Source organism: Pseudorhodoferax sp. Leaf265 (assembly GCF_001422365.1).
In the GTDB taxonomy this organism is placed as follows: Bacteria; Pseudomonadota; Gammaproteobacteria; order Burkholderiales; family Burkholderiaceae_C; genus Pseudorhodoferax.
This window is the reverse complement of sequence record NZ_LMMT01000019.1, coordinates 57,573-72,979: the sequence shown is the minus strand read 5'-3', so window position 1 is coordinate 72,979 and position 15,407 is coordinate 57,573. Positions and strand designations below refer to the sequence as shown.

The 15,407-nt window shown below is 56.9% G+C and carries 4 protein-coding genes; all 4 read left to right on the top strand.

All coding sequences use genetic code 11. The features are described from left to right. Positions 1–598: 598 nt before the first annotated feature. The 4 genes from ASF45_RS17655 (at position 599) to ASF45_RS35395 (ending at position 15,347) form a co-directional block, all read left to right on the top strand. Positions 599–2,728 (top strand): type I secretion system permease/ATPase, encoded by a 2,130-nt coding sequence (locus tag ASF45_RS17655; RefSeq protein WP_162244020.1) that lies wholly within the window; start codon positions 599–601, stop codon positions 2,726–2,728. Further along, positions 2,725–4,209, top strand: a complete 1,485-nt coding sequence (locus ASF45_RS17650; RefSeq protein ID WP_056665343.1) for an HlyD family type I secretion periplasmic adaptor subunit — start codon at positions 2,725–2,727, stop codon at positions 4,207–4,209. The genes ASF45_RS17655 and ASF45_RS17650 overlap by 4 nt, the downstream gene beginning before the upstream one ends. 147 nt (positions 4,210–4,356) lie before the next feature. Beyond that, complete coding sequence (locus ASF45_RS35400; protein WP_156473058.1) at positions 4,357–4,581, top strand: hypothetical protein; 225 nt, start codon at positions 4,357–4,359, stop codon at positions 4,579–4,581. Then, positions 4,578–15,347 carry a calcium-binding protein gene (locus ASF45_RS35395; RefSeq protein ID WP_156473057.1) on the top strand — a complete coding sequence of 3,590 codons (10,770 nt, stop codon included), beginning with the start codon at positions 4,578–4,580 and terminating at the stop codon, positions 15,345–15,347. The genes ASF45_RS35400 and ASF45_RS35395 overlap by 4 nt, the downstream gene beginning before the upstream one ends. Positions 15,348–15,407: the final 60 nt, after the last annotated feature.

Here is a 15,407-nt window from a genome sequence, read left to right as displayed (position 1 = left end):
CAAGAAGTTATCCACACCGTGAGCCCTGCTGGGCTCTATCCAGGGTGGGTCAAAGTTCGATGGAAATGGTGGGTCAGGAATACGTGGAAATCAACACCCTGACGCGCGCACCCATGAGTGCGCCGACCCGAGATGGGCTCTCGCGGTGTCGTCGGCACGAGGCTCAAGTCTTGGGTGCTTGAAATGCGACAGCGCTGGGCAGGCATCACCGGGACCATCGGATGCTCAGCTCTGGAGACATGCGCCGACACGACTGGCTTGCTGCGACGGCGCCCACGTTCGTTGCATCGGTCTCCATCCGCACAAACGCGACGCCGAGAAGAAGAAGGATGTTCTCGGTGAGCTGGTCGGTTCAAACCTGACGGCCACCTGACCGGTATCCCGGTTGGCCAGCGATTTTGTGAATATTCACGCTGCAACGCAGCTCCGTCCCAACGCCATTGTTGTCACTTCGTGTCACAGTTCGGAACACACTGCAACAGAGGGCACTGTGGAGTTCATAGCCAAACCAGCAGCGCCAGTTGGCGCAAGTAGCGGCGCGCCAAGCGTTTCGGGCGAGGGAGGGGAGCCTCTCAGCGCTCACGCGTCCTTTAAGGCGCTGTGCGCCGTGGCGGCCTTCCACCAAGTCGCCGCAGACCCGGCCACGCTGGCTCACCAAATGGGTTTGGGACCTACTGAGTCGGGAGGTGTCCGTGAATTGCTGCTGGCTGCCCGACAACTGGGGCTTCAAGCCAAAAGGAGTCGAACCTCGGTAGAGCGGCTCCAGCACGTTCCGTTGCCGGCGCTTGCGCTCATCCACGATCCGGAGGGGGCACCTCGTGCCGTCGTATTGGCACAGTGCGATGGCAAACGGGTATTGATTCAGGACTTCGTCACCTCGCCGTCCCGCCCTCAAATTCAGCCGGTCGATCGCTTTGCTGAGCAATGGTCGGGAGACCTGGTCCTACTGCAAAGCCGCGCGAGCCTCGTCGGTGCGCTTGCCAAGTTTGACTTCTCCTGGTTCATCCCGAGCCTGGTCAAACACCGGCGCTTGCTCGGCGAAGTCCTGTTGATCTCCTGCGTGCTGCAGTTGTTCGCTCTGATCAGCCCCTTGTTCTTTCAGGTGGTCATGGACAAGGTACTGGTCCACAGGGGCATGACAACTCTCGACGTTTTGGTCATCGGCTTGCTCGTCGTCGTGATCTTCGAGAGCATCCTCAGCGGTCTTCGGAGCTACGTGTTCAGCCATACGACAAGTCGCATCGACGTCGAACTTGGGGCGCGGCTGTTTCGTCACCTTGTGCAGCTTCCGCTCGCGTACTTTCAAGCGCGCCGCGTCGGCGACTCCGTTGCACGCGTGCGCGAGCTGGAGAACATCCGCAGCTTCCTCACCGGCAACGCGCTGACCGTGGTGCTCGACGTGCTGTTCTCGTCGGTCTTCATCGCGGTCATGTTCTTCTACAGCGTGCCCTTGACGTTGATCGTGCTGGCAAGCATCCCGTTGTACTTCGGCTTGAGCTTGGCCGTGGTCCCGATCCTTCGCCGTCGTCTGGACGAAAAGTTTGCCCGCGGCGCAGAGAACCAAGCCATGCTGGTAGAGACTGTCACCGGCATCCAGACGGTCAAAGCGCATGCGTTGGAGCCCGCGTTCGCCCGTCGATGGGACAACCAGCTCGCTGGTTACGTAAGCTCAGGTTTTCGAACGCAGAACCTGGCCACGTGGGCCCATGAGGGGGTCAACCTCATCGGGAAGCTCGTCAACGCGGCGACTCTTTGGTACGGCGCTCACCTCGTGATGGACAACCAGCTGACGGTGGGGCAGTTCGTCGCGTTCAACATGTTCGCTGGCCGGGTGGCGCAGCCGATCATGCGGATGGCGCAGCTTTGGACAGACTTTCAGCAAACCGGGATCTCGGTGGCACGGCTGGGCGACATCCTGAACACCAGGACCGAGATTGCACCCACGAGCGCTGCTCAGCTGCCTCCCATCAAAGGCCGCATCACGCTGGACGGAGTCACCTTCCGCTACCGCCCTGAAGCCTCTCCCGTGCTGCATCAGCTCCAGCTGGACATCCAGCCGGGTGAAGTCTTGGGCATCGTCGGACGGTCCGGTTCCGGCAAGAGCACCCTGACAAAGCTCGTTCAACGGTTGTATAGCCCGGAGCAAGGGCGTGTTCTCGTGGACGGCATCGACATCAGCCTGATTGACGCGGCCCAACTTCGCCGGCAGGTGGGCGTAGTCCTGCAAGAAAACCTGCTGTTCAACCGAAGCGTGCGCGAGAACATCGCCATCGCGGATCCGGCCGCGAGCATTGAATCCGTGGTGCACGTGGCCAAGCTGGCGGGGGCGCACGATTTCATCAGCGATCTGCCCGAAGGTTACGACACGGTGGTGGGCGAGCAGGGGGCCTCGCTGTCGGGAGGCCAGCGCCAGCGCATCGCCATCGCGCGCGCGCTGTTCACAAATCCCCGCATCCTGATCCTGGATGAAGCCACAAGCGCGCTGGATTACGAGAGCGAAGCGATTGTCCAGCGCAACATGCGCGATATAGCTCAAGGCCGCACCGTTTTGATCATCGCGCACCGACTCTCAGCGGTGCGGAACGCAAACCGCATCATCGTGATGGAGTCCGGCCGCATCGCGGAGGCGGGTGCCCACGAGGCCCTCTTGCAAAGGCAGCAGGGCATCTACGCTCACCTTTGGCGCATGCAGGAATCGCGTCAACCTGTCGACGAGGCCAGCGCATGACTCAAGCCGTCAATTCCCTTGAATCTTCGGCATCGGACGAGCCTAAGGCGACATGCGCGAAGCATCCGGCACTCGAACTGTTGGACCGGTACCGGGCCGTGTTTGGAGCTGCGTGGGCGATGCGTCGCGAACTGGCTGGACCTCGCCGACTTGCAGACGAAGCAGCGTTTCTGCCCGCTGCGCTCAGCCTTCAAGACACTCCTGTGCACCCGGCGCCGCGTCGACTGGCGTTTGCGTTGATGGCGCTGTTTTGTGTTGCATTCGCTTGGGGTTGCATTGGCGAAGTTGACATCGTAGCTATAGCACCTGGGCGCATCGTTGTCAGCGAACGCACAAAGCTTGTCCAGCCCCTCGAGAACAGCGTGGTGCAGCAGGTGTTGGTAAAGGACGGCGATCACGTGGTCGCCGGCCAGCCGCTGGTCACGCTTGACCCGACCGCCGCCATGGCCGACAAGGTTAGCGTGCTGGAACAGTTCAAGGCCGCTCAATACGAGGCCCTGCGCAGCAGCACCCTGCTAGCGGCCGTGCAAGGCCGGCCATCGGTCTTCGCTTCGTTCGCTCAAATGCTGCCCAAAGACTGGCCCGTCGCAGAAGTACAGGCCGCCCGCGCGCAGATGGACGCGGAATGGGGCGACATCCAGGCCCGGCTAGCCAAGTTCGGCTCGGAGCTGGACAGGCGCCAGGCGGAAATTGAAACCGCCCGCGCCCTTCTGGCCAAGCTGGAGGCCACGCTGCCGTTGGCGCGGCAGCGCGAGGAGGACTTCAAAAAGCTCAGCGACCAGGGTTTCATGGCAGGCCATGCCGGCCAGGACCGTACGCGAGAGCGCATCGAACTCGAACGCGACCTAGCTACGCAGCACGCGCGCTTGATGGAGGCCCAGGCCGCTTACCGCGAAAGCGACAACGCGCGCAAGGCCTACCTCGCTGAAATGCGCCGCGCACTGCACGATCGGCATACCAGGGCAAACCTCACGCGCGCGCAGGCGGTGCAAGAGCAGGCCAAGGCCCATCAGCGCGAAAAATTGACGATCTTGAGCGCGCCAGTAGCTGGCACGGTACAGCAGTTAGCAGTGCACACCAAGGGTGGGGTGGTGACGGAGGCGCAGGTGCTGATGGTGATCGTGCCCGAGCTGGCCGAGGTCCGTGCCGAAGTCACCCTGGAGAACAAGGACATCGGTTTCGTGAGCGCTGGGCAGGAAGCAGAGATCAAACTGGAGACGTTTAACTTCACCCGCTATGGCACCGTGCCTGCCACAGTCAAGCTGGTCACGTCCGATGCGGTCAACGATGAAAAGCGCGGTGCGGTTTTTCCTGTGACGCTGCAGTTGCACAAGTTTGAGATTTATGTGGACGGAAAGAAAATCAAACTTAGTCCAGGCATGAACGTTACTGCGGAAATAAAGACGGAAAAGCGGAGGGTCATTGAGTATCTGCTCAGTCCCGTCCAAAGGGCGAAAAACGAAAGCCTAAGAGAAAGATAAGAACTTGAGTGGCGCCATTTCTTATTTAGTATTCGCCGGAGTAGATGTCTGGTGCATGAAATTTCCTCGCACTAAAAAAACCAACATTTCTTAAATCGATGCAGGTTATTTGGGCGCCAGCGCCGGGAACAAAGTGATCAAACCAACATGTCGACATCAAGCAAAGCGCAAATAGCACTATTTCTCGGCCTAGGGGGCGGCATTATGGCGCTGTCGGAGTTTATCCAGAAAAGAAGTGTTGAGCCAGACGGTCGTTGGAGGTTCATCTTCGGATTAATTTGGCGGAATTTCGGTTGGCAAGGGCTCGTTGCATACTGGTTGTTCATCGCATTAATATTCCTCTTGATTGCCTACTTTGGAGATAAAAAATGAGTTACGTAGTCCATATCACGAAGAGTGGCATCGCTGTCTTTGACGGAGCAAAGGTCGTTAACGGCGAGAATGCACAGGCAGTCCTTACTGCAACCAAGAATGCAGCAGACGGCGCAGCACCGATTGTATCGGGAGCGCTCGATGTTCAAACATTTTCAGAGTTTGTTGGTAATTTTAGTAAGAGTGATATCAACGCGAGCGTGAGAGATGTTGTGGCCGGCGCTCTTGGCGAACTTGCCGGCCTACTTGCTCTGCCATTTGGGCCGGCTGCGTCGCTGATCTCGGATCAAATTTTTTCGAATGCATTTAAATCCGCTTACGACGGAGCTAGCAATATTTCAGGGCAATACAGCTACCAACTTTTTGACTTGTTCGAACAATTCCGCGAATGGCAAATAACTCACGATGCCAGAGGGAAATCGATAATTGATACCTCCGGCCTTGACCCTAACACACTGCTGCCTCGCGCGATCTCTCACACTATTGGAACAACGCCCGATCCATTGGTAAAAACAATTCGATATGTTGATCCATTGATTCTTGACTTGGATGGCGATGGCCTGGAGATCTCTCCGTTGGCGAATGGGGTTCTTTTCGATACGAACGGAGACTCCATCAAAACGGGAACTGCCTGGGTCAATGGAGACGATGGCCTGCTAGCTTGGGATCGAGATAATAACGGGCAAATCGACTCCGGCCGTGAACTATTTGGCGATGAGACTCTGCTTGCTGACGGCAGTCGAGCGGCTCACGGCTTTGAAGCACTAGCTGAGCTAGACAGTACTGCAGATGGAACGTTCAATGTTGAGGATGCTGAATATGCCAACTTGAGGATTTGGCGCGACTTAAATCAAGATGGTATTAGTCAGGCCGGAGAACTCCAATCGCTAGCCGACGCCGGTGTTAAGGAAATCAAACTGGCCAGCTCGGCGAGCAACAAATCCCACGGCGACGCAGTTCTCGTTCAAACCGGCAGTTTTATACGCACTGACGGGCAGGAAGGGCAGGCCGGGAGTTTTATTCTGGCTCAGAATATCTTTGTCCGCACATTCACTCCAATATCAGTTAGCGCGGCCGCTCAGGAATTAAAAAATATTAGCGGTAGCGGCTGGGTGCGGGATATGCGAGAAGCTGCAACCCAAAACCCAGAACTCATCGAACTTTATAACGATGCAATCAATTCGCTTGGTCGCACCGATTTCAGGGAGGCCGTCAGCCACTTGCTGCGCGTATGGGGCAATGAGTCGGCATATGACAGCGCCACTAAAAAGGCCCTTGCCGCTGGTTACGGACTTATCCTCAGCGACCCGCTGGATGCACAAGAGAGAAGTTGGATAGATGTTGCCATTAAGGCCGGCGAGGAGGACCGCGCCAACTTTCGTACAACTCTCTCCGCTGCTGATCTGGTGAAATTTGATGCCATGCGGGAGCGTATGGTCGGTGGCCTAGAGAAAACACATGCCTACGAGGCCTTCGTTGGGCACACATTCCTTGAATGGTCCACTGTCTACGCCGACTTTCAAAACTCTCGCCAGATTGGGATCCCGGTCGGCGGCACAGTGCCCGTTGAAGTCTGGGTTCCGCTATCTCACGTTATTCAGGAAAATCGCATCGCATTTCCATCAAGCGAGGCGGGCTATATTCGCGTTAGTATCCCTGCTCCTTCTGCTGGCGCTCCGCATTTGGAGACGCTTTGGAACAGAATTGTGGATGATGCGTCATCAAACATGATGGCCCCACTCCTTTTGTCTAAATACATAGACATGATAGACGTGATGATCACGGACAACGGGGTCAAGTTTGACTTAGACCGTATGAATGCCGCGATCGATGAAGTAAGCACGGCTGGACTGTATGAGGAGACGGTCCTTCGGATTGACCTCTATAACGCGTACGGCTCTATGTTGGACAGAATGGGTTCCGGCAATACCGACCGGATGCATTCTTTGGCAGTGCTCGCCTCTCAAGATTCTGAGATCGAGAGGGCATTTGAAGCAACCGGCTTTACGCTCAGCTCACCCTCCCCGTCGGGAACCCAAGAACGCGAGCTCTTTGTTGGAGATTCTCAAGAGAATACATTTTATGCAAGCGGCGGGGATGATCTTATATATGGAGTAGGCGGTAACGACACCCTTGCAGGCAACACGGGAGATGATCACATTCTCGGAGGTGATGGGAATGACGCGATCTACGGAGATGACGGAAATGATGTGCTTGACGGAGGTAGAGGCGACGATTTATTGGACGCTGGTCTAGGGCGCAACAGCTTTCTCTTCGGGAAGGGCGATGGCCAAGATGTAATTGTGCATGCATGGGACCCCACGCTTGAAAGGCACAATATTCTCCAGTTCAGGTCGAACGTCCTGGCATCGGAGGTTCGCTTACGTCAGGTGAATCCGGCAACAGGGACCTCCCAATCGCTCGAGATTTCAATTGTGGGGACGAACGATAAAATAACCGTTCTGCACTTCTTTAATTCTGACGACCCAAATAATCCGATAAACAGCCTGCAGGCCATCCGGTTTTTTGATGGGACCATTTGGGGATTTGATGAAATTCTGAATCGCGTCTACTCTGGTACGGATGGAAACGATCGATTGCGAGGAACCGTGTCCGCTAACACGTTGTCGGGGGGGCAGGACGATGACTCCATTTTGGGTCTTTCTGGCCACGATTCGCTTAAGGGCGATAGCGGTGACGACAGTCTCGACGGCGGCGATGGCGACGATTTGATCTCTGGAGGTCTGGGGAATGACCGCCTATATGGAGAATCCGGAGATGATTTTCTAGATGGCGGCGAAGGTAATGACACGCTTAGCGGTGGTGCAGGGAATAACATCTACAGCTTTAGCATTGGTTCAGGTCGCGATGTAATTCAGCGAGTACCGGCGAGAGAAGGTTCCACCGAAAGCGTCCTGCGCCTAGGGGAGGGAGTGCTGCCGGACGATCTCTTGTTGAGACGAAACTGGAGTACCGACCTGGAAATTTTGATCAATGGGACGTCTGACAAGATCACGATCGAAGGTTTCTTCGACGGCGAGGTTGCAAATGCCGTTGCTAACGGTGTTCAAAAAATCGAATTTAGCAATGGTGTTACATGGGGCGTAGCTGACATCTTAAGCAGAGCTTTCGCGGGAACCTCCGGACGTGATTCAATTGTTGGGACTATCCATGCTGATTCAATCTCGGGGAGCTTTGGCGACGACCAGATCTTCGGTCGCGGGGGGCGGGATACCCTTGTGGGTGGGGCAGGCAACGATACCCTAGAAGCTGAAGGTGGGGCCGGGAGCCTGTTGATTGGCGGGGCGGGCGATGATCAACTCTCTAGTTACGGGGTAGGATCGATTTTCGACGGCGGGGCGGGCAAAGACCTGTATTTCGGGGGTATCGGCGCAACCTACCGGTTCGGCTTTGGCGACGACCATGACGTAGTTGACTTTGGACGACAGTCGACTTTGCGCTTGAAGCAAGGGGTATCTGCCGGCGTTGTCTCTATGTCACGGATATATTCCAACCTAACTATCTCGCTTGGCAATGGCCGCGACATAATCGATATTCGAAATTTCGAGTATTGGGATAACGATGCTGGAACAGTGAAAAATACGTTGCAGAGCATTGTTTTCGACGATGGTACAACTTGGAACTTAAGCGAAATCTATCAGAGAGCAGTGGTTGTCACTTCGGATGAAGGTCCTGAAGGAATTAATGTAACTGGCGGTTTGGGCAGCGACTCGCTGGCTGGATCAGATGGCAGGGATGGTCTTTTTGGTCGTGCTGGGGACGACACGCTTGTTGGCGGTTTGGGCGAGGATGGCTTACATGGGCACGAAGGAAACGATGTCCTTGATGGAGGTGGCGGTAATGATCTTCTCTATGGAGGCATTGGAAACAACATTTATCTCTTCGGCAGGGGTGATGGGCGCGATACGATTATGTCTGCTGCTGGTGCCGCAGTCCAGCCCCACAACACAATTCGGTTTAAGGCCGGTGTTTCTCCGTCGGATATTGATTTGAGTTCTAACGATCGCTTTGTTGTTTCGATCAAAGGAACGGCGGATTCAATTACGGTTGAAGACGGTTTTGGCATTGGCGTCCGGCAGTTCGAATTTTCTGATGGCACCTTTTGGGATGCTCGACAAATTGAAGCGGAGTATATTAGGCAGCTATCGACCTCCAATTCCGACGTGATTTATGTCTACACCGATGCCGCCGTAACTATATCGGGCGGCTACGGCAATGATCACATCATCGGCGGGAGTGGGAGCAGCGTCCTGTACGGGGGTGACGACAACGATACCATTGCGGGCGGCAGCGGCAATGCAACTTTGGACGGAGGCGCGGGCGACGACCGTCTCGGGGGTGGGGGGAGTGTCGTTATTTACTTCGGTAGAGGCGATGGCCAAGACACAATCGGGGGGGGGCTTGGACTGAGTCAATTGAGGTTCAAGGAAGGCATCAGCCCCGACGACATATCTTTCTCCAATTCCTACACATACTCTGAGGAGCTAAAGGTCTCTATAAAGAACTCCTCCGACTCCATCACGATTGGTGGGTTTTATGTCAGTGAAGGGAATGGCGTTCAATCCATATTGTTCGCCGACGGTACCGTTTGGGGTCGTGAGGAGATTCATAGGCGTACTTTCCTCGGAACGAGTGCGGATGACGATCAACATGGAACCAGCCGGAATGATACTTTTGAAGGCTTGGCAGGTGATGACACGATTGCCGGCGGTCTCGGGAACGACTCCATGTCTGGAGGCGAGGGCAACGATCGGCTCTATGGCAATTCCGGTGACGACGCCCTCTTCGGAGGTGAAGGCAATGACACCCTAGGGGGAGAGTCCTTCGAATACCCGGTTTGGGAAGGCGCCGGAAATGACACGCTAGATGGCGGCGCTGGAAACGACGCACTTGATGGGGGGTATGGGAATAACACATACCTTTTCGGGAAAGGCGATGGTCGCGATGTGATTTCGTATTGGCGATACGCCGAGGAAAATCGCTTCAACGTGCTTCGGTTTAAGGAGGACGTTTCCCCCTGGGATATTTCCTTTGGGCGCGTAGAGGCAGGATCGGGATACCCGGATAACCTAATTATCTACTTTAGAAGCGGTACCGATTCCATACTGATTCAGCGCTTTTTTGATCCGGCCTACAGCGGGGTTCAGGAAATTAGGTTCGCGAACGGAACGATCTGGAATCTAGCGTCTATTACTTCGGCAATTGGGGACTCTAGTCCGTTTGTCGCAGTAGCCCTTGCGGACCAACAGGCGACGGCCTCAGCGGCCTTTTCGTGGACTTTTCCAGCGGCGGCATTCGTCGACCCAGACTCAGATGACGCTGTGACGTACTCCGCCACGCGGGACAATGGGGAGGCGTTGCCGACATGGCTGACCTTCGATAGCGCAAGCCGGACCTTCACTGCTGACGCCGCAGGTTCGATTTTCGGCCCCCTTCAGATAAGAGTGGTGGCTACAGATTCAAAGGGCCAGTCCGCTAGCGATGTTTTCACACTCGTCACCGCAGGACCAGGTCAGGTGGAGATGATCAGAGGCACGGACGGGCCTGACAATTTGCTTGGGACTGCAGGCAACGATGCGATCTCAGGCGGTCGGGGCAAGGATCGTCTCGACGGCCGGTTAGGGGCTGACACTTTGATCGGCGGTGAAGGTGATGATGTCTATGTCGTGGACAACAGCTATGACGCAGTGGTCGAGGGCCGTGGTGAGGGTGTCGATTTAGTTCAATCCAGCATCAGCTATTCCTTAGGGGATAACGTCGAGCGGCTTCAGCTCGTTGGCGCTGCCGCGATCAACGCAACTGGCAACGCATTGAGTAACGAACTCGTTGGCAACGCAGCAGCAAATGCGCTGGATGGTGGAGTCGGTGCGGACACGATGATCGGAGGAGGCGGCAATGACGTTTATACGGTAGATGACTTCGACGATGTTGTTCAAGAACTTGCTGGCCAAGGCTCTGACATCGTTCGATCGAGCGTGAGTTACAAACTCGGAGATAACCTTGAAAGCCTGCTGCTGACAGGGGCCGGCGGGGTTAGCGGTATTGGGAATGATCTTGACAACGCGCTCACTGGAAACAGTGGTGCAAACACGCTTGATGGTTCTGCAGGCGCCGACACGATGCAAGGTGGCAGTGGCGATGACGTTTACATTGTTGATAACGCCTTTGACGTCGTGGGAGAGAGCGCAAACGCGGGATCGGATGGCGTCATTGCTGCGGTAAGTTATACGCTGGGTGCCAACGTCGAGAATCTGAGCCTTTCCGGCGCTGTCGGCATCAGCGGCACGGGGAATGAACTAGGAAATCAGGTGCGTGGAAACATCGGTGATAACCTCCTTAGAGGGATGGCTGGCAACGACACCCTGGATGGAGCTGGCGGCGCGGATACTCTCGTAGGAGGTAGTGGCGACGATACTTATTTGTTTGGCCGTTCGAGTGGGCAGAGCATCTTGGCGGACGGTGATGCCACCAATGGCAATCAAGATCGCTTGTTGTTTAAGACGGGCATTGCAATAAGTGACATCGCCATTTCACGCGAAGGTGATTCCCTCGTCTTGTCGATCAAAGGGACGGCCGACCAAGTCAGAGTAGATGGCTACTTCGCCTCCGGGGGAATAAATGGTTCGCATATCGAAGAAATCCGCTTCACGGATGCGCCTGCAGTCATATGGAATTATTCCGTCGTTCTGGATTTGATTCAAGCCAATCGATCGCCGGCTGTCCTCGCCGCATTGCCCGATCAGGTAGCAGGCACAAACCAAGCATTTGATTGGGAATTTTCGGCATCGGCTTTTGGCGACCCAGATGCTGGAACGACCCTGTCTTACGCGGCCCGCTTGGTAAGCGGGGAGGCATTGCCAGCATGGCTCACTTTCGACGCCGCGGCGCGGAGATTCTTCGGTACGCCCACGCCGCAGGACGCTGGGATTCTCCAGATAAGGGTCACGGCAACTGATCAGTATGGCCTCTCCACAAACGACGTGTTCTCTCTGTCAACGGCCATTCGTGGTACTGGCGACGCAGACTATCTAACGGGTACGGATGCCGCCGACTTAATCTATGGTGAAGCAGGCAATGACACCGTTGATGGTGCCGCGGGCCCTGATACCATGTTCGGCGGAACCGGAGACGATACCTACATTGTGGAGAGCGTGTCTGATTCGGTAGTCGAAATTGCCGGGGAAGGTACTGACACCGTGCAGTCCAGTGTGAGTTACGTTCTGTCGAGCGGCGTTGAGAACCTCACACTGACGGGTGCTGCTGCAATTAGCGCAGCAGGCAACAACTCTGCTAATAGCCTGAGAGGAAATTCGTCCGCGAATGTGCTCGACGGCGGCGCTGGTGCTGACACGATGGCAGGTGGTGCGGGCAATGACACCTACGTTGTAGATAACTCGGGAGACATCGTCACCGAGGCCGCCAGCTCAGGTACTGATCTTGTCCTATCTAGCGTCACGTACACGTTGGCAACCAACGTAGAGCAACTGACGTTGATAGGCGCAAACGCCATTAACGGAACCGGCAACGCAACTGCAAACCTGTTGACTGGCAATGCTGCTGCTAACGTACTCAGCGGGGGGGCGGGGGCGGACACCATGACTGGGGGCGCTGGGAACGATAGCTACATTGTCGACAATGCTTCCGACATCGTCACGGAGCTACTCGACGAGGGACACGACACCATTCGAACGAGCGTGACCTACACCGCGGCAATCAATGTCGAGGCATTAGAGTTGACTGGGACGGGCGCAATCAATGGGACCGGCAATGCGCTCAACAACACGCTAACTGGGAACAGTGCTGCCAACGTCCTAAATGGATCTGCGGGGGCGGACACCATGTCTGGTGGCGCCGGCAACGACACCTACGTTGTCGACGATGCCGGTGACGTCATACTTGAGATCGTCGCAGAAGGGACGGACGTCGTTCAGGCGACGGTCAGCTATACGATAGGAGCCAATGTGGAGACCTTGACGCTGACGGGGACTGCAGCCACCAGCGGGACGGGCAACGCCGCGAACAACACGCTGAATGGCAATAGCGCCGCCAACGTACTTGACGGTGGCGCTGGTGCAGACACCATGGTGGGAGGGACCGGGAACGACACGTACGTCGTGGACAACGTTGGCGATGTGATCACGGAAGCCGCAGGCGCCGGTACGGACATTGTGCAATCCAGTATCACATACACGCTCGGGACCAACCTTGAGAACTTAACACTGTCCGGATCGGCAGCCATCGATGGAACGGGCAACTCTGCGTCGAACGTGATCACCGGCAACTCAGCCGCCAACGTGTTGACGGGCGGAACTGGTGCCGACACGCTGATCGGCGGAGACGGCGACGACACTTACTTCGTCGACAACGCGGGTGACGTTGTAGACGAAGGTGTTGGTCAAGGAACGGACTCTGTCCAGGCTAGCGCTACCTACACGCTGGCCGCCAATGTCGAGAACCTGACCTTGAGCGGGACCGCAGCTATCAATGGAACGGGAAATTCTTCCAACAACAGCTTGACCGGCAATTCCGCTGCCAACGTGCTTAACGGTGGGGCAGGCGTCGACACCTTGGTGGGTGGGATGGGCGACGACACCTATGTGGTGGACGAAGCAACGGATGTTGTGATCGAAGCAGCTAGTGCGGGTACCGATACCGTTCAGTCCAGCGCAACATACGCGCTGCAGAACAACGTTGAGAAGCTCACCCTGACCGGGACGGCAGCGATCAACGCCATCGGCAATGCGTTGGCCAACACACTGACGGGCAACGCAACCTCTAACGTGCTCGATGGCGGTGCGGGTGCCGACTCCATGTCTGGCGGTGCAGGCGATGATACGTACGTGGTCGATAACACGGGCGATGTTGTGACTGAAGCCGCTTCGGCCGGAACCGATACGGTACGTTCCGGCCTCACCTACACGCTAGGGGCCAACGTCGAGAATCTCGCATTGACCGGCGCGACAGCGATAGATGGCACCGGCAACACCGCCAACAACGTGCTGACGGGCAACGCGGGCGCCAACTCGCTTACCGGCTTGGCCGGAGACGACACGCTCGATGGCGCCGCCGGCAACGATTCGCTCGTCGGTGGCACCGGCAACGACACCTACCTGTTCGGACGAGGCGACGGGCAAGACGTCGTGGTGGAGAACGATACGACCGTCAACAACATGGACAAGATCGTTTTCAAGGCTGGGGTCGCTGTGGCGGACGTCTCCGCAGTCCGCGAAGGCGACGCCCTGATCCTCAGAATCAACGGCACCGTTGATCAAGTGCGGGTCAATGGCTACTTCGCCAACAACGGCGCGAATGCTGCGATGGTAGAGGAGGTGCGCTTCGCCGACTCCCCGACGGTGTGGAACTATGCATACCTCGCGGCCATGGTCGGAAACAACGCTCCAGTGCTCGCCAGCGCGTTGGCTGACCAGAGTGCCAACGCAGCTACGCCGTTTGATTGGACAGTGCCTGCCGGCTCGTTCACCGATGGTGACCCAGGCGCCGTCCTGACGTATTCCGCGACGTTGGAGAACCTCACTGCGCTGCCCTCCTGGTTGACGTTCGATCCTGCAACGCAGAGGTTTGCAGGCACCCCAACGGGTGCGGATGCGGGCACGTTGCAGGTGCGTGTGGTCGCTCACGACCAGTTTGGCGCGTCGACCAGCGATGTGTTCGCGTTGACCGTCGTCGCCGCTGAGCCAGGAATTCGTGGCACTGCAGGTGCAGACACCTTGGCTGGCACCGTCGGCGACGATCTCATCCTCGGATTTGCCGGTAACGACGTCTTGAGCGGCGGCGGCGGTAACGACACACTAGACGGCGGCATCGGCTCTGATGCTATGTCGGGTGGCGCAGGCGATGACGTGTACCTCGTCGACAATACCTCTGACACTGTCACCGAGAATGCAAGCGAAGGCACCGACGCGGTGCAGTCCAGCATGACCTTCACGCTCGGAGCGAACATCGAAAATCTCACCCTTACGGGCACTGCTGCCATCGACGCGACCGGCAACTCGCTTGCCAACACGTTGACTGGCAACGATGCCGCGAACGCGCTCAACGGCGGCACAGGGGCGGACACGATGTTGGGCGGGTTGGGAGACGACATCTATATCGTGGACAACGCCAGCGACTCGGTGATCGAAGGTGCGGACGGCGGAGTCGACCTGATCCGGTCCAGCGTCGCTCGTACGCTCGGTGCAAACGTTGAGAACCTGACATTGACGGGGAACACCGCCATCAACGGAACCGGAAATGGATTGGCGAACGTGCTCACCGGCAACACGTCCGCCAACACGTTGACTGGAGGCGCAGGCAACGACACCTTGATCGGCGGCAAGGGTTGGGATGTCCTTGTGGGCGGCGACGGACACGATGTCTATCTGCTTGCGCGCGGCGACAGTACCGATGCAATCGCGGAAACCGGAAGCTCGTCCACCAACCAAGACACCGCACGGTTCGGCGCAGACATCGCTGCCGATCAATTGTGGTTCCGGCAAGTGAGCAACAACCTTGAAGTCAGCGTTATCGGGACCAGCGACAAGTTCAGCATCACCAACTGGTACTTGGGCACTCAGTACCGAGTGGAGCGCTTCGAGAGTGGCAACGAGCTTGCGCTGACCAGCGGCCAAGTGCAGAACCTGGTCAATGCCATGGCGTCCTTTGCGCCGCCAGCTGCGGGACAAACCACGTTGCCGGCGGACTACGCTGCCACTTTGAACCCCGTCATCGCCGCCAACTGGCAGTGAGCGTGTGAGGACGGTCGGTGTCGCGTAGCACCGATGGTCCTTTCCTCGACCCCATGGATC